Origin of the sequence: Clostridium sp. cel8 (genome assembly GCF_014050525.1) — a bacterium.
GTDB lineage: Bacteria > Bacillota > Clostridia > Clostridiales > Clostridiaceae > Clostridium_B.
Genome location: NZ_JACGAG010000006.1, coordinates 22,539 through 39,059, shown reverse-complemented (window position 1 = coordinate 39,059; position 16,521 = coordinate 22,539). Strand labels below are relative to the sequence as shown.

Genomic DNA, 16,521 nt, shown 5'->3' with positions numbered 1-16,521 from the left:
GAGGTGTTGATATGAATGTGTTAGTTGAAGGAATAGGAAGTATGGTGTTTAATACTCAGCTTAAATATTATAATCAAATGAATTGGAATTTGGTGGGAATAGATATTACAAATAAATCTTTTGGGCTATATAAAAACTTAAAACCATATATTGTACCTAAATACTCTGATCAAAAATGTTTTAATGTTATTGAAAATATAATAAAAAATGAAAAAATAAATTTAGTTTTTCCAACTATTAATGAGGGATTATTAGGGTGGAGTAAAAGAAAAAAATATTTTAAAAATAAATATAATGCAGACATAATAATTTCTGATGAGGAAGTCATAGATATATGTACAGATAAATGGAAGACTTATAATTTTTTTATAGATAATAATTTTCCTACACCTAAAACATCTTTAAATTTAGTATATGAATTGATTAAACCTAGAATTGGGAGAGGAAGTCAAGGCATTTGTTTAAAAAATGAAGTTAATTCTAATTTTAATATGGAAGGTTATATATCACAAGATATAGTTAGTGGAGAAGAATATACAGTTGATATACTATGTGATTTTAAATCTAATCCAGTATATATTATTCCAAGAAAAAGAATTGATGTAGAGTCTGGAGTATCTGTAAAAGGTGTAACAGTATATGATGAAAAAATAATTGACTATTGTAAAAAAATAGTAGCTAAATTAAAACCAGTAGGAATAATAAATATACAATGCATGAAAAAAGATAAAGATATATACTTTATTGAAATTAATCCAAGAATTGCAGGAGGAAGTTCTTTATCTTTTGCATCTTCTGATAATTGGTTTTGTGCTATAAATTGTTTCTTAAATAATAAAGAATATAATACAAAATCGATTAAGTATAATCAATATATGTTTAGATATTATGAAGATTTAATAATAAATGATATAGATCTAATTTAGGCATGAGTATAATTAAAAAATTAAATATAAGAAAAAGGAAATATTACCGATTGAAGAATGATGTCTTAGAGTTATGATTAAGACTAGATTTAATTTAAAATTGAGGTGAAATATTTGAAAAAAATATTAGCAGTGACAGGAATACGTTCAGAATATTTTATATTGCAACCTATTTTGGAAGAATTAACTAAAAGAAATGATGTAGAGTTAAAAGTTGTAGTTACAGGTACACATCTATCTCCTTTATATGGAGATACATACAAATTAATAGAAAATGATGGTTATGAATTAATAAAATTAGAAACGTTATTGTCTTCCGATTTGTTATCAGGAAGATGTAAATCAATAGGAATTCAAATAATGGGACTTACAGATATCATTGTTAGAGAAAAGCCTGATTGGCTTATGGTTTTAGGAGATAGAGAAGAAAGCTTGACTACTGCAACTGTAGGAACTTATATGAATATTCCAATAGCACATATTTGTGGAGGAGATAGAGTAGTAGGAAATATAGATGATTCTGTTAGACATGCCGTTACAAAACTTGCACATTTACATTTTCCTACTACAAAAGAGAATGGTGAGAGAATTTTAAAAATGGGTGAAGAACCTTGGAGAGTTAATGTAGTTGGAAATCCTGCTTTAGATTCTATAAGAAAACAACCTGAATTATCATATGATTATATAAATGAAAAATTAAATACTAATTTAAGAGAAGATAAACCCTTTATACTTTTGATAAAGCATCCTTTAAGTTCTGAAATATCTGAAGCTGAGGATCAAATGAAAGTTACTTTGGAAGCAGTTGCCGAACTAGGATATAGTACTATAATAACATATCCTAATTCAGATGCTGGTGGATTTGAAATGATAAAAGTCATAAAACAATTTGAAGAAAAATTTAAATTTATAAAAGCTTTTCAAACATTGCCTAGAGATTTGTTTGTAAATTTACAGAGAAAAGCATCACTACTTTTAGGAAATTCTAGTTGCGGATTATTGGAAGCTCCATTTTTAAAATTACCTGTTGTTAATGTAGGAAATAGACAAAAACAAAGGCAGCATTCAGAAAATATTATATTTGTTTCTCATAATAAGGATGAAATTAAAAAGGCAATAAACAAATGTATTTTTGATAAAGAATTTATAAATATATGTAAAAATTGTTATAATCCTTATGGTGACGGATATAGTGGAGAAAGAATAGCTAGAATTATAAGTGAAACAAAAATAGATAGTAAATTACTTAATAAGCAAATTGTTTATTAAAAGGAGTTAATCTATAATGAAAATATTAGTTGTATCAGTTCATCCAGATGATGAAACTTTAGGATGCGGAGGCACTTTATTAAAACATTTAAAAAATGGTGATGAATTGTATTGGATGATAGTTACTAAGGCAAATGAATCCGTTGGATTTACCAGAGAATTTATATATAAAAGAAAATGTCAAATTAAAAAAGTTTCTAAAGAATATGGATTTAAAAATGTTTATGAGTTAAATTATTTGGCAACTCAATTACAATCTGTTGATTTTGGACAGTTTATAAATTCAATTTTAAAAGTTATTGATACTATACAACCACAAATAATTTATATGAACAATAGGTCAGATGTTCATACGGACCATCAGATTACAGCTAAGGCTCTTATAAGTTGTACTAAGAGTTTTAGACATCCTTTTATAAAAAAAATTCTAATGTATGAATGTATATCAGAAACTGAAATGTCACCGGGATTTCCTGAAAATATATTTATACCAAATGTATACAGTGATATAACAGATTATGTTGATAAAAAGCTTGAAATTATGACTATTTATGAGTCTGAAGTTCAAAATCCACCGCTACCAAGAAGTTTAGAAAATATAAAAGCTCTTGCAAGGTATAGAGGGACATCTTGTGGAGTCCATTATGCTGAAGCTTTTATGTTAGTTAGAGAAAGATTTTAATAATAGCTCAAGTATTATGAGTATGAAAAAAATTGTTATTGTAGGTGCCGGTGGACATTGTAAAGTTATTGTAGATATTATAAGAAGTATAAATCAATATGAAATAGTTGGTATTACAGATAAGAATATTAAAGGAAAATTACTGGACATTCCAATACTAGGTAATGATAGTATATTAAAAGAGCTTTATGATAGTAAAGTGAACTATGCTTTTATAGGTATAGGTGGATTGAAAAATATAAATATTAGAAATGAGATATATAATAAGTTAAAAAAAATAGGTTTTAAATTGCCAGTATTAATTCACAAGAAGGCTATTGTGTCAACTTATGCAAAAATACATGAAGGAACTTGTGTAATGGCTGGAGCTATAATAAATGCTGAAGCTGATATAGGAAGAAATTGTATAATAAATACAGGGAGTATTATAGAACATGATTGCAAAATAGGAAATAACACACATATATCGCCTAATTCAGCTATAGCAGGCGGTGTTAATATTGGATTTAACACTCATATAGGAATAGGGAGTTCTATAATACAGCAAAGAATTATTGGAAATAACGTAACTATTGGAGCAGGAGCTGTGGTTATTGATAATATACCAAATAATTCTGTTGCAGTTGGTGTACCAGCTAAAGTAATAAAAATTAAGGAGTAGATACTATGAATCTAAAAAGAAAAAAAGTTTTAGTTACGGGATCAGAAGGATTTATAGGAAGTCATTTAACAGAAAAGCTTGTAAAACTTGGCGCAGAGGTTACTGCCCTCGTTCAGTATAATTCCTTTAATAATTGGGGATGGATAGACACATTTGATAAGAATATAAGAGATAGTATTAATGTTGTTACAGGTGATGTTAGAGAATATGATGGAATGAAGAGAATAATAAATGGACAGGATGTTGTATTTCATCTTGCAGCCCTTATAGCTATTCCATATTCATATCTTTCTCCTATGGCATATGTTAAAACTAATGTAGAAGGTACAACAAATGTACTTGAAGCTTGCAGGGAGTACAATGTAGAAAAAGTAGTTCATACTTCAACTTCAGAAACATATGGAACAGCGCTATATGTACCAATAGATGAAAAACATCCTATGCAGGGACAGTCTCCATATTCTGCTTCTAAAATTGGAGCTGATAAGATTGCAGAGAGTTTTTATAGAAGTTTTAATTTACCAGTAGCTACTATAAGACCATTTAATACATATGGGCCTAGGCAGTCTGCAAGAGCTGTAATTCCTACAATAATATCTCAGATATTGTCTGGTAAAAAGCAAATAAAACTTGGAAGTTTGACACCAACAAGGGATTTTAATTATGTAAAGGATACAGCAGATGCTTTTATAAAAGTTGCAGAATGTGATAAAACCGTTGGACAAGTTTTAAATGCAGGTTCAAATAATGAAATATCAATAGGAGACTTAGCTTCAAAAATATGTGATATTATAGATAAAAAAGTTGATATTATATGCGATGATGAAAGACTTAGGCCTGAAAAAAGTGAAGTAAATAGATTGTGGGCAGATAATACTAAGATAAAGGAACTTACAGGATGGAATCCTAAATATACATTAGATGATGGTTTGAAAGAAACAATTGATTGGATAAAGTGTAATATGAAATATTTTAAAACTGATATATATAATGTTTAAGGAGATGAAACTTATGATACCACTTTGTGTACCAGAGATAAAAGGGAATGAATGGAAATATATAAAAGAGTGTCTAGATACTAATTGGGTTTCATCTGCTGGATCGTTTGTAGATAAATTCGAAAATGAATTTCAAAAATATATGAACGTAAAAAGTGCAGTTGTCACAATGAATGGAACTTCTGCTTTGGAACTTGCACTTAGATCACTGAATATAGGGAGTGGAGATGAAGTTATTGTTTCATCAATGACTTTTATTTCTCCTGTAAATACTATAAGGTACGTTGGAGCTGAGCCTGTATTTGTTGATGTATGCCCTGATACTTGGGTTATGGATGCAGATAAAGTTGAAGAGTTAATAACACCCAAAACCAAGGCAATTATGCCTGTACATATATATGGACATCCAGTTGATATGGATAAAATTATTGATATAGCAAACAGGCATAACCTATATGTAATAGAAGATGCAACAGAGAGTTTAGGATCAAAATATAAAGGCAAGAATGTTGGAAGCATAGGACATGTAGGTTGTTTTAGTTTTAATGGAAATAAACTTATAACTACAGGCTCAGGTGGTATGCTTGTAACCAATGATGAAAAGCTAGGAGAAAGGGCTAAGTATCTTTCAACTCAGACAAAAAGCATATTACCAAATGGAGCTTTTTATCATAAAGAAGTTGGATATAACTTTAGAATGCCAAATCTTCTGGCAGCTATGGGTTGTGCTCAGCTGGAAAATATAACGGAATATATAGATAAAAAGAGAAAACATGCAGAATTATATAATAATATGTTAAATAAAGTGAATGGTATAAGATTACCAGTTGAAAAAAATTGGGCTGATAATGTATATTGGATGTATTCTATTATAATTGAAGATTCATATGAATTAACTAGAGATGAGTTGATTAATAAATTAAAAGAAAAAAATGTTCAATCTAGGCCATTTTTTATGCCAGTTCATGAGATGCCACCTTATAAAAATTGCACACATGGAGATATGAGTGTAACAAATGATATTGCCAAAAGAGGTATAAATTTACCTAGTTCTGTTGGATTAAAAGAAGATGAAATCAAAAAAATTTGTGATATTATAAAGTAGCGGAAATAAGTGAATTATTATAGGATATTTAAGCTAATGCTATTTACCTATTTTAAACACAATAGAAATGGAGGTAATCAAATGGATATAGCAGCACTATCAATGGCTATGAGTCAATTTAATGTATCAACTGCAGTAAATACATCATTAATGAAAAAAGCTTTAGATGACGGTACAGAAAATGCAGTACAAATGATACAGAGCATTAATCAAGCTTCCAATCCTAATGTAGGAACAAAGTTAGACGTAATGGCTTAATCATGTCAGATGAGGATAACATATAAATTATTGCATATGTTACACGAATATTGTATTGTAAGTAATTTACCTTATTATAATATATTGGAGGAATGAAAGATATGGAAAGTAATGGAGAAAAGAAAGGTAATATGTATATAAAGGCTATTGTAAAAAGTGTACATAGTTCTTGTGAAATTTTAGAAGTTGAATTAGAAGGAGTAGAAAACTTTATTTTAAAACAAGAGAATTATAAGGAAGAAAAAAAGTTAGTTAAATGTGATAGTAGCAAGGATATGAATGTATTTATAAAAGATGTTGATAATGATTATAATATATTTAAATTAATTAGAGCTGACAAAGTGTTTAAAGTTAATGATGATCATATAAAAGACATAATTAAAAATATATTTACTTCTCAGATGCCATATATTTTTACTATTAATTCCGAAAATGTAATAACTTATATAAGAAAGTGTGATTAATTTATGGACGAGTATAAACCTATTTGGCCTAAAACTGTTATGTTTTGGGGAGCAGGTGCAAGTGCTTCACTTGGATTTAAAACTACATATCAACTGGGAAGCTTTTTTGTAGATTTGTGTAAAGGTTATGAGAAAGGCACTATTGGCAATGTTTTTAATAGTATCACACATGATAGAGAAGTAGATAGAAGCCTTGAAAATCTGTTTAAATTTCTTGATACATCTAGAGAAATTGATGACATGAAAAAGGAAATAAGTGAGGAATTTAAAACTTATGATGTTGAAGGGGTTAAAGCTGTAAGACAACTTAGAGATTATTATGACTGGAATTCTTTAATGAGTATAATGAAAATTTGTCCTAATTTTAAAAATGGAATGCAACTTCAAGATTTATTTAATATTATAGATATGCATATATATGAAAAAGAAGGTTTTTATGTAAGTAGTAGTAATGGAAAGGAGAAATTTCTACCACTACAGAATATAATAAAAGCACGAAATACATTGGTAATGATGACTACTCTTGTACATTCTTTGAACTACTATTTCAATGTTCTAAAAAATAAGCAGCTTTTGAAGCCTTATTATGAATTTGCATATTCTTTGGGAAGATTAATGCAAAAAGAGGGGATTTCTGCCTATAATAATGGATATGCACTTGATTCTAGAGAATTTTATATGTGCAGTTACTCTGTAATATCTTTAAATTGGGATCCTATTTTACTGTGGATGATATTCAATGCAAATAAAAAATTAAACAGCTCTTCAAATGTACCATATGTTGGTTCACCTCTTTCACCTATGAAATTATTTAATGATATGGGAAATTTCATGGCAGTTAGAAAAATAACTTCAAAGAAACAAGAAATTTGGTATCCTCTTAATGAAACTATAGTTCAAAGACTAAATGATGCTCAATATCAAACTGGAAGAAGAGTTAGAATAGGAAATTTTTATTTTCCTCATGGATGTTCAAATTGGAGAGAGTGTCCTAACTGTGGAAAAATGTTTATGTATTTGGGTAATGAGTGGGATATATATTCAAAGTCACTTTTCCCACCTCAATTAATACCAAAATTGTCTTTTGGTTTCAAACCTAAATCTAAAGAAGAAAAAGAAGCTATAAAAAATAATCAAATAGATTCCATTCAGTGTCCTTTTTGTGGAACTATGGTGAGTTCAATAAATACACCTATTGTTATGCAGAGCAATTTTAAAGGAAATCATCCTCCATTTATTGAAAATATACAGCGTGATATGAGAATTTCAGTTGAAAACGCAGAACATGTACTTCTCATGGGTTACACTTTGCCAAAAGATGATGCCATATATAGAAGTATGTTTGCAGCAAAAATTAATAGGGGACCAACTCATTTTTGTTCTGTAGTTGTTGGAAAAGATGATAACTTTCCTGACAAATGGCTTTGGGGTAATGAATTAAAAAACTATGTTGACAATAGAAGTAGTGATGAAGGATTTAGAAATGCTGTAAACTCTGCTTTTGATATATTTGGTGTAGAAAATGTAAGAGGATATGGTAGAGGCATACCAGATGTATTTTTAAAATGCGGGAAGGTAGATATAAATAGAGTTGAAGATTTAATTTCTGTTCCAGTTAAACCTTAGATTTATATACAAGTACATAAAACATAATAAAAAATAATAAAAAAGGCTGCTAAAGAAATTTCTCTAGCAGTCTTTAAAATTGTATATTAAGTACATACTAAGAAATAATGATGGTTATATAAAAAATTGCCAATAGGATTATATATGATATAAAATATAAGATATAATATGAGTAGAAGTGTTATAGATTTTGTGATAGTAGAATAAGTATTAAGATTAGGAGTGTGAATATAGAATGAAACGAATACCTTATGGTATTTCCAATTTTGAAGTTTTAAGAGAAGAAGACTATCTTTATGTAGATAAAACATCATATATAGAACTACTAGATAGATATGCACCCTATCAATTTTTTATAAGGCCAAGAAGATTTGGAAAGAGTTTATTTATATCAATGCTTGAAAATTATTATGATATAAACAAAAGTGATAAATTTGAAGAGTTATTTTCTGATTTATATATAGGTAAAAATCCTACAAAAAACAAAAATAAGTTTTTAGTGTGGAAAATAAGTTTTGCAGGAATTGATGCAGGCCATGGAGAGGAAGAACTTAGAAAGAGTTTTAATACAAAAGTAACTTATTCTGTTAAAAATTTTATCGACCAATATTCTAATTTTTTTATTGATGAGAAAATAGAAAAACAGTCTATAAGGGCAGAGGAAGCGGTTGAATATATATTGCATCTTTCTAGAAAAATAAAAATACCTGTTTTTGTACTAATAGATGAGTACGATAATTTTGCCAATGAGTTAATTACAGGAGGAAAACAAAATACTTATGACAGTATTCTTCATGGTGAAGGATTTGTTAAAGTTTTTTATAAAGCAATAAAAGATGCAACTATGGATAACTTTAATAGAATATTTATGACTGGAGTAAGTCCTATAATGCTTGATGACTTAACAAGTGGATTTAATATAACTAGAAATTATACTTTGGATGAAAATCTTAATGCAATGATGGGATTTACAAGAGAAGAACTTTTATCTATTATGGATGAAGTTAATATAAAAGATATAGAACTTAGAGAAAAAATGTGCAGAGATATGACAACATACTATAATGGATATAAGTTCAATGAAAATAGTAATTCTGTTTTTAATCCAGATATGTCAATGTATTTTTTAGATAATTATCTGCTTTACAATCGTTATCCAAAAGAAATGATAGATAACAATGTAAAAACTGATTATGGAAAAGTTAATCAATTGGCATCTAATTTTAATGATAGAGAAGCATTAGAGGAGATAATGACTAAAGGTGAAACTTCAACTATGCTTGTAGATAGATTTAATATTCATACTATGTATAGTATAAAAGAAAATTTTAAGTCTTTATTATTCTATTTGGGGATGTTGACTATAAATCAGCAGGGAGTTTCTGGAACAATTCTTAAGATACCTAATTATGTTATAAAAACAATTTATTGGGAACAGTATTTTCAAAGTATAAATGAAAATTATGATGTACAAATGAAAAGTGTTAGAGATGCAGTAACTGAAATGAGAATTCATGGAAACATTGAACCTTTAATAGAACTTTTAAAAGGAATATTAGGAGATTTATCAAACAGAGATTTGATTAATATGGATGAAAAGAATGTAAAGATGATGCTTCTAACTCTTTTGGGAGTTGACAGTACTTATTTTATAGAAAGTGAAGATGAAAATAATAAAGGTTATGTAGATATAATGCTTAAAAGAAAAATTCAATTCAAAGATATAACTAAATTCCAGTGGATTATAGAGTTAAAATATATAAAAGAAAGTGAAAGAAATACACTGCAAAAAGTAAAAGAGGATGGGCTAAAGCAGTTAAAAGGTTATGAAAATAGCAAAATGGTTCAAGAAGAACTTGGGGTAGATGATTTGAAAAAAGTCTTGATTATTGTGGTTGGTAAAAAGGATATTTATTACTTTTAGAAAAGATCTAATCTTTATAAGTATTGCTAAAGTAACATAAACAATCTTCCGATAATTTAAGATAGAGTTTATTTATGTTATTTTTTACATATAGAGATAGAGAGGAGAAAAAATTTATGAATAAGATACAGAAATTAAGCAGTATAATTATGGCAGCTGTATTAACAGTTGGACTTGGCATAAATAGGGTTTATGCAAGTAGTACTGTAAATGTGGACAGGTATTATGGTGACGATAGATATGAAACTGCATCAAGTATTTGTGAAAATGGATGGAAAACCTCATCACAATATGCAGTATTGGTAAATGGTCAAAACTTCCCTGATGCATTGTGTGCAGGTCCACTTGCTAAAAAATACGATGCACCTATTTTGCTTGTGAAAAAAAATGAATTAACTCCATACACTTCAATGGAACTTAGCAGGCTAAATGTAAAGAATGTTTTTTTAATAGGTGGAAAGGGTGTTATATCACAGAGCTTGGAAGATGCTATAGAATCAAAGGGAATAAAGGTTACAAGAATATCAGGTGATACAAGATATGATACTAGTATAGAAGTTGCAAAAAAACTTGGAAGTACAAAGCAGATAGCAGTAGTTACTGGAGAAAACTTCTATGATGGAGTTTCCATTTCACCAATTGCAGCTATGAAAGAAATGCCTATAATTTTAGTTCCTAAGAAAAATTTCTCTGAAAATACAGTAAAATTTTTAGAAGGCAAGAAAAAAAGTGATGCAATCTATGTTGTAGGTGGAGAAGATGAGATAAGTGATGATATATTTGAAATACTTCCAGATGCAAAGAGGATTGCAGATGATACTGATGTTTTCTCAAGAAATATAGATATAATAAATGAATTTAAAACCGAATTAAATACAGCTACTGTATATGTAGCTACAGACAGAGAATTTTCTGATTCACTTGCAGCATCTCCAATTGCAGCTAAAACTAATTCTCCTATAGTGTTTGTAGGAGATTATATACATGATGTTACATCCAATTTTTTTAGTTCGGAGATTATAGCAAATATAAAGATACTTGGAGGTTCTGGTGCTATAAGCTATGAAAATGAAAGTTATCTAAAGAATATTCCACTTGCAGTTTCAGATGATTCTTCATATGTATTTACTGATACAATATGGCAAAATGATACCTATACTCCAAGAACTACTGTAGTTGTAAATACAAGTGCTGGTATAAAAAAAGATGTTAATGTTACATGGAATATATCAAAAGTGAAAACTTCTAACCCAGGTAAATACACATTGTATGGAAAGATAACAGGTACAGATCAAGAAATAACTGCATGTTTGATTATAAAGCCTATACCTACTGAAATTGAAGATATAGAAAAGGAAATATCAAGTGGAAGGCAGTATACTTTTCCTAGTACTGTAAGCGCTAAAATGTCCGATGGAAGTACAAAGAGTGTTGATGTTAAATGGGAATACAGTCAGCAGACCATAAAAGATCCAGGAGTCTATACTTTTTATGGAACTGTTGAAAGATATAAAAAGAAAGTTAAATTGACTCTTACTGTATATTAGTTTATCATTTAATCATGAAGGTGTTAACATAGTTAATTCAGTTGTATTTTTAGGTTATTATCTGACAGATAATAGCCTTTTATATTAAAAAATAAACTCTAGGAGGAATAAAAATTGTTTAATAAAGTAAAAAAAATCTCTTTTTTACTTGTTGCTTTTATAATGGTATTTTCTTTAACTGGTTGTATGAAAAATAGTTCAAAAGATTCACAAAAGGATAATGAACAAATTCAAACATCGAAAGATACAACTTATCCCATTAAAATAAAGGACTCATTTAATAGAGAAGTTACCATTGAAAAAGAACCTAAAAAAGTTATATCTCTAGCACCAAATATTACAGAAATAATATATGCTCTTAACAGACAAGATACTTTAATTGGAAGAACTGATTTTTGTACATATCCTAAAGAAGTTAGTAAAATTCCATCTATTGGTGGTTTAACTAATCCAAATATTGAAAAAATTGTTCAGTTAGAGCCTGATTTAGTTATAGCATCTAATCAGCTTGGAAAGGAAGACTTAAAAAAGATTGAAGAACTCAACATAAAAGTTGTAGTATTATCTGGTGCGGATAGTTTTCAAGGCACTTACGATATTATAACTAACGTAGGTAAAGTTCTTAATTCAAATAGCAAAGCTAATTCTATAATTTCCTCTATGAAGAAAAAAGTAGAATATGTACAGAAAAAGGTTAAGGGCATGCCCACTCCTTCAGTATACTATGTAGTATCCTTTGGAAAAGTTGGAGATTACACTGCTGGAAGAGATACATTCATTGGAAAAATGATTACAATGGCTGGTGGAAAAAATGCAGCTGATGATATTACAGGATGGAAATACAGCATTGAAAAGTTAATTGAAAAGAATCCTGATATGATTATATGTTCTAATAAATTTAATTCAAAAAATGGAATTAAAACTACAGTTGGATATAAGGATCTTGATGCAGTAAAAAATAATAAAGTTTTTGAAATTGATGAGGATATAATAAACAGACAAGGCCCTAGATTGGCAGATGGACTAGAGGCTTTAGCAAAAATAATACATCCTGAGGCTTTTAAATAGTTTTCTACAACATGAAAGGATTTTAATTATGGATTTAGCTTATAGGAAAAAGTATCTTAGATTTATGTTTTATATTGGCTTAATTTTGTTGTTTTTTATAATGATATTATCAGCTACTTTTGGAATTGCTAATATATCCTTTACTGAATCTTTACGGATAATTTTAAGCAAGATATATTTCATAAATAATTTTATACCAATATCCTCAATACCTGAAAATCATATTCTCATTATATTGAAAATAAGATTACCTAGAATAGTACTTTCTGCACTTGTTGGAATGGGATTATCAATAGTTGGAGCTTCTTTTCAATCAATATTTAAAAATCCAATGGCAGACCCATATATTCTTGGAATATCCTCTGGTGCAGCACTTGGAGCCTCCCTTGGATTTGTGTTTAAACTTGAAAATTCATCTTTAAGCTCTGCAGCAATTATGATAGCTGCATTTATTGGATCAATATTGTCTACTATACTTGTGTATAATATAGCAAGAGTAAAAAATAAAATACCTACTACAACACTTCTTTTAGCAGGTATTTCTGTAAATTTTCTTTTATCATCTTTAATTTCTATAATTATGGTATTTAATAGAGATGAAGTTGAGCAGATTGTATTTTGGACTATGGGAAGTTTTTCAACTGCAAATTTCAATGAGATAATACTCCTTATACCATTTTTAGTAATTGGCATAACAACTCTTCTCTGTTTTTCAAAGGATTTGAATATAATAATTACAGGTGATGAAACTGCTAAAAATTTAGGTGTAGAAGTTGAAAAGGTGAAGAAAATAGTGTTAGTTGTGTCCTCAATGATTGTTGCAGCTTGTGTATCTGTAAGTGGAATAATAGGTTTTGTTGGACTTATAATTCCACATGTAGTTAGAATTATTTTAGGCCCTAATAATAGGGTCTTAATGCCTTTTTCATTGGTATTTGGTGCTGGATTTATGATTATTTCTGATACTCTTGCACGAACTATAGCCTCACCAGCTGAAATACCAGTAGGTTCTATAACAGCTTTGTTTGGAGCTCCTTATTTTATATATCTTTTGATTAAATCAAAGAAAAAGGTGATGTAATGAAGAAAGAATATTCTATTTCAGTTAAACTTAATAATCTAAACTGCAACTTTGGAAAAAATCAGGTACTTCATAATATAAATATAGATTTTTCCAAAAATAAATTTTACACTATTTTAGGTCCTAATGGTTCTGGTAAAACTACATTACTTAGGAATATAGGAAGAACAATATCACCATCTAAAAATACAATTTTCCTAGGAAATAAGGATATTTTAGATTTTACAAATAAAGATTTAGCGAAGAGAATTGCTGTTGTACCTCAAAATACTATTTCAAATTTTGATTTTTCTGCTCTAGATATTGTATTAATGGGAAGAGCACCCTATATTCCTAGATTTAAAGATGAATCAAAAGAGGATTATGATATTGCAAAATATTCTATGAAAATGACAAATACATGGTATCTTCGTGACAAATCTATAAATGAATTAAGTGGAGGAGAACAACAAAGAGTTATTATTGCAAGGGCATTAGCTCAGAAAACTGACATTATGTTATTAGATGAGCCTATATCTCATTTAGATATACATCAACAGATTGAAATTTTAGACACTATTAAATTATTAAGTAAAAAGATAACTGTTATAGCTGTACTTCATGATTTAAATTTAGCAGCACAATACAGTGACTATTTAATTCTAGTAAATAAGGGCTCTATTTATTCCAAAGGTGCTCCAGAGGAAGTACTTACAAAAGAAAATATTAAACAAGTTTATGATATAAATGTATGTATGATAAAAAATCCGGTAACAGGTAAACCTCACATTATACCTATAAAATAGTTAAAAACAATAATAATAGTTAGTTTTTTTAATATAGTAAAATGTGATAGAATAATATGTACAAATGAATAAATTAAGGATGATTTTTTAATGATATTTAAGAAAAAAACACTAAATGAACTCCAAATTTTAATACTTGGTTTTTTTGTAATAATTTTTATAGGTGCTATTTTATTGAGTCTTCCTATATCATCTAATAGACATACATATACAAATTTTCTAGATTCAATTTTTGTATCAACATCTGCAACTTGTGTAACAGGCCTTGTAACTGTTGATACGGGAACTCATTGGAGTTATTTTGGAAAATCAGTAATTTTGGCCTTAATTCAAATTGGTGGATTGGGATTCATGTCATTTTCTACTTTAATTGCACTTGCACTTGGTAGAAAAATAACTTTAAGGGAAAGAATGATTATACATCAGTCTATTAATTCATTTAATTTAGGTGGACTTGTTAAAATGTCAAAGTACATATTGATATTTACATTTTCTATAGAAGCTGTAGGAGCAGCTATTTTGTCCATACAGTTTATACCTCAATTTGGAGTTTACAAGGGAATTTTTTATTCTGTTTTTCACTCTGTTTCTGCCTTTTGTAATGCTGGAATAGATATTATAGGAAGTGGAAGGAGTCTTACAACTTATTACGACAATTCTACAGTAATATTGGTTATAGGTTTTCTTGTAATTATAGGTGGATTGGGATTTTATGTGTGGAAGGAATTATACAGTTTGAGAAGTTTTAGACAGATAAAATTAATATCTGTTAATTCTAAAGTATGTATTTCTGTAACTTCCTTTCTGCTAATTTTTGGTACTATATTGTTTTTTATTTTTGAATTTAATAATCCAGAAACTATGGGAAATATGAGTTTGAAAAACAAACTTCTATCTTCATTTTTTGCATCACTTTCACCGAGAACTGCAGGCTTTAATTCAATTTCTATTGAAAATATGAGTGGAAATAGTAAATTTTTAACTATGATTATGATGTTTATAGGTGGATCTCCAGGGTCTACTGCAGGAGGTTTAAAGACTACAACATTTGCACTCATTGTAATGACTGCAGTGTCAGTTATAAGAGGAAGAGAAGAAACTGAAATATATAAGAGAACTATAAGAAGAGATCTTGTTTATAAGGCCATTGTAATACTAATAATAGATCTCTTAATTTTACTTATTTCATGTATGATACTTGGATTAACTGAACATGGCAAGTCTATGGAAAGTATAATATTTGAATGTGTTTCAGCTTTTGGAACAGCTGGACTAAGTCTTGGGATTACATCAAGTTTAAGTATTATAGGTAAAATTGTAATAATAATTCTAATGTTCTTTGGAAGGCTGGGAGGACTTACTATAATACTTGCAATGACACACAGAAAAGTTCCAAGATCTATAAAATATCCAGAGGGAAAGATATTAATAGGATAAAACTTGAAAATAGGAAGGTATGCATATGAAAAAGAAACAGTATTTAGTAGTAGGACTTGGACGTTTTGGAAGGGCTATAGCAAGTACTCTATATGAGCTTGGAAATGACGTACTTGCAGTTGATTCAAATGAAGATAATGTACAGGAGATATCTCCTTATGTTACTCAAGCTATTCAAACTGATGCAACAGAGGAGGAAAATCTTTTAGCTCTTGGAGTAAATAATTTTGATGTGGCAATAATAGGCATAGGTGTTGATATACAGAGCAGCGTTATAGTTACTTTGCTTTTAAAGGAAATGGGAGTAAAGTATGTACTTGTAAAAGCAAATTCTGAACTACATGCTAAGATACTCTATAAAATAGGGGCAGATAAAGTTGTTTTTCCTGAAAAAGATACTGCAATTAGGGTAGCACACAATCTTGTATCAAATAATATACTTGATTTTATAAGGTTATCTCCAGAGTACAGAGTAGCAGAAATACTGTGTATTGATAAGTGGGAACAAAAAGATCTTAAAGAACTTGACATGAGAGCAAAATATGGAATAAATATTATAGCCATAAAAAGAGAAGATGATATAAAAATATCACCTACTTCTGATTTTAAGCTACTTAAAAATGATATAATTGTTGCAATTGGAAAACAGAAAGATATTGAAAAGCTTGAAAAAAATATATAGCTAAACAT

At 28.7% G+C, this 16,521-nt stretch carries 16 protein-coding genes; all 16 read left to right on the top strand.

From position 1 onward, the window contains the following. Positions 1 to 11 precede the first annotated feature (11 nt). A complete protein-coding gene (locus H2684_RS07080; protein ID WP_182088702.1) occupies positions 12 to 926 on the top strand; it encodes an ATP-grasp domain-containing protein in 915 nt (304 codons plus the stop codon). Positions 927 to 1,040: 114 nt separating this feature from the next. After that, positions 1,041 to 2,195: a UDP-N-acetylglucosamine 2-epimerase gene (gene neuC / locus H2684_RS07075; RefSeq protein WP_182088701.1), complete on the top strand. Its 1,155-nt coding sequence runs from the start codon at positions 1,041 to 1,043 to the stop codon at positions 2,193 to 2,195. A 16-nt stretch (positions 2,196 to 2,211) separates the two neighbouring features. Beyond that, entirely contained in the window at positions 2,212 to 2,877 is a 666-nt protein-coding gene (locus H2684_RS07070) for a PIG-L deacetylase family protein (RefSeq protein ID WP_182088700.1), read from the top strand. 22 nt (positions 2,878 to 2,899) lie between these two features. Beyond that, a complete protein-coding gene (locus tag H2684_RS07065; protein ID WP_279286873.1) occupies positions 2,900 to 3,538 on the top strand; it encodes an acetyltransferase in 639 nt (212 codons plus the stop codon). A 5-nt stretch (positions 3,539 to 3,543) separates the two neighbouring features. Continuing rightward, entirely contained in the window at positions 3,544 to 4,536 is a 993-nt protein-coding gene (locus H2684_RS07060; protein WP_182088698.1) for an NAD-dependent 4,6-dehydratase LegB, read from the top strand. Positions 4,537 to 4,549: 13 nt separating this feature from the next. Beyond that, complete coding sequence (locus tag H2684_RS07055) at positions 4,550 to 5,641, top strand: LegC family aminotransferase (RefSeq protein ID WP_182088697.1); 1,092 nt, start codon at positions 4,550 to 4,552, stop codon at positions 5,639 to 5,641. A gap of 81 nt (positions 5,642 to 5,722) precedes the next feature. Further along, the gene (locus H2684_RS07050) at positions 5,723 to 5,899 is read left to right on the top strand and encodes a YjfB family protein (RefSeq protein ID WP_182088696.1); all 177 of its coding nucleotides are present in this window, start codon (positions 5,723 to 5,725) and stop codon (positions 5,897 to 5,899) included. 101 nt (positions 5,900 to 6,000) lie between these two features. Then, complete coding sequence (locus tag H2684_RS07045; RefSeq protein WP_182088695.1) at positions 6,001 to 6,363, top strand: hypothetical protein; 363 nt, start codon at positions 6,001 to 6,003, stop codon at positions 6,361 to 6,363. Positions 6,364 to 6,366: 3 nt separating this feature from the next. Then, entirely contained in the window at positions 6,367 to 7,989 is a 1,623-nt protein-coding gene (locus tag H2684_RS07040) for a hypothetical protein (protein WP_182088694.1), read from the top strand. Between the two features lie 235 nt (positions 7,990 to 8,224). Continuing rightward, on the top strand, positions 8,225 to 9,913 hold the full coding sequence (locus H2684_RS07035) for an ATP-binding protein (protein WP_182088693.1): 1,689 nt from the start codon (positions 8,225 to 8,227) through the stop codon (positions 9,911 to 9,913). Between the two features lie 116 nt (positions 9,914 to 10,029). After that, on the top strand, positions 10,030 to 11,460 hold the full coding sequence (locus H2684_RS07030) for a cell wall-binding repeat-containing protein (RefSeq protein ID WP_182088692.1): 1,431 nt from the start codon (positions 10,030 to 10,032) through the stop codon (positions 11,458 to 11,460). 162 nt (positions 11,461 to 11,622) lie between these two features. Continuing rightward, complete coding sequence (locus tag H2684_RS07025; RefSeq protein WP_182088789.1) at positions 11,623 to 12,528, top strand: ABC transporter substrate-binding protein; 906 nt, start codon at positions 11,623 to 11,625, stop codon at positions 12,526 to 12,528. Positions 12,529 to 12,556: 28 nt separating this feature from the next. Continuing rightward, positions 12,557 to 13,609 carry an iron chelate uptake ABC transporter family permease subunit gene (locus tag H2684_RS07020; protein WP_182088691.1) on the top strand — a complete coding sequence of 351 codons (1,053 nt, stop codon included), beginning with the start codon at positions 12,557 to 12,559 and terminating at the stop codon, positions 13,607 to 13,609. Continuing rightward, the gene (locus tag H2684_RS07015; protein WP_182088690.1) at positions 13,609 to 14,394 is read left to right on the top strand and encodes an ABC transporter ATP-binding protein; all 786 of its coding nucleotides are present in this window, start codon (positions 13,609 to 13,611) and stop codon (positions 14,392 to 14,394) included. The genes H2684_RS07020 and H2684_RS07015 overlap by 1 nt, the downstream gene beginning before the upstream one ends. 90 nt (positions 14,395 to 14,484) lie before the next feature. Beyond that, the gene (locus tag H2684_RS07010; RefSeq protein WP_182088689.1) at positions 14,485 to 15,831 is read left to right on the top strand and encodes a TrkH family potassium uptake protein; all 1,347 of its coding nucleotides are present in this window, start codon (positions 14,485 to 14,487) and stop codon (positions 15,829 to 15,831) included. 25 nt (positions 15,832 to 15,856) lie between these two features. Then, positions 15,857 to 16,513, top strand: a complete 657-nt coding sequence (locus tag H2684_RS07005) for a TrkA family potassium uptake protein (protein ID WP_182088688.1) — start codon at positions 15,857 to 15,859, stop codon at positions 16,511 to 16,513. Positions 16,514 to 16,521 lie beyond the last annotated feature (8 nt).

Coding starts and splice junctions, on each gene's coding strand:
- H2684_RS07080 (WP_182088702.1), top strand. CDS start 12: ATGAATGTGTTAGTTGAAGGAATAGGAAGTATGGTGTTTAATACTCAG.
- H2684_RS07070 (WP_182088700.1), top strand. CDS start 2,212: ATGAAAATATTAGTTGTATCAGTTCATCCAGATGATGAAACTTTAGGA.
- H2684_RS07065 (WP_279286873.1), top strand. CDS start 2,900: ATGAAAAAAATTGTTATTGTAGGTGCCGGTGGACATTGTAAAGTTATT.
- H2684_RS07060 (WP_182088698.1), top strand. CDS start 3,544: ATGAATCTAAAAAGAAAAAAAGTTTTAGTTACGGGATCAGAAGGATTT.
- H2684_RS07055 (WP_182088697.1), top strand. CDS start 4,550: ATGATACCACTTTGTGTACCAGAGATAAAAGGGAATGAATGGAAATAT.
- H2684_RS07050 (WP_182088696.1), top strand. CDS start 5,723: ATGGATATAGCAGCACTATCAATGGCTATGAGTCAATTTAATGTATCA.
- H2684_RS07045 (WP_182088695.1), top strand. CDS start 6,001: ATGGAAAGTAATGGAGAAAAGAAAGGTAATATGTATATAAAGGCTATT.
- H2684_RS07040 (WP_182088694.1), top strand. CDS start 6,367: ATGGACGAGTATAAACCTATTTGGCCTAAAACTGTTATGTTTTGGGGA.
- H2684_RS07035 (WP_182088693.1), top strand. CDS start 8,225: ATGAAACGAATACCTTATGGTATTTCCAATTTTGAAGTTTTAAGAGAA.
- H2684_RS07030 (WP_182088692.1), top strand. CDS start 10,030: ATGAATAAGATACAGAAATTAAGCAGTATAATTATGGCAGCTGTATTA.
- H2684_RS07025 (WP_182088789.1), top strand. CDS start 11,623: ATGGTATTTTCTTTAACTGGTTGTATGAAAAATAGTTCAAAAGATTCA.
- H2684_RS07020 (WP_182088691.1), top strand. CDS start 12,557: ATGGATTTAGCTTATAGGAAAAAGTATCTTAGATTTATGTTTTATATT.
- H2684_RS07015 (WP_182088690.1), top strand. CDS start 13,609: ATGAAGAAAGAATATTCTATTTCAGTTAAACTTAATAATCTAAACTGC.
- H2684_RS07010 (WP_182088689.1), top strand. CDS start 14,485: ATGATATTTAAGAAAAAAACACTAAATGAACTCCAAATTTTAATACTT.
- H2684_RS07005 (WP_182088688.1), top strand. CDS start 15,857: ATGAAAAAGAAACAGTATTTAGTAGTAGGACTTGGACGTTTTGGAAGG.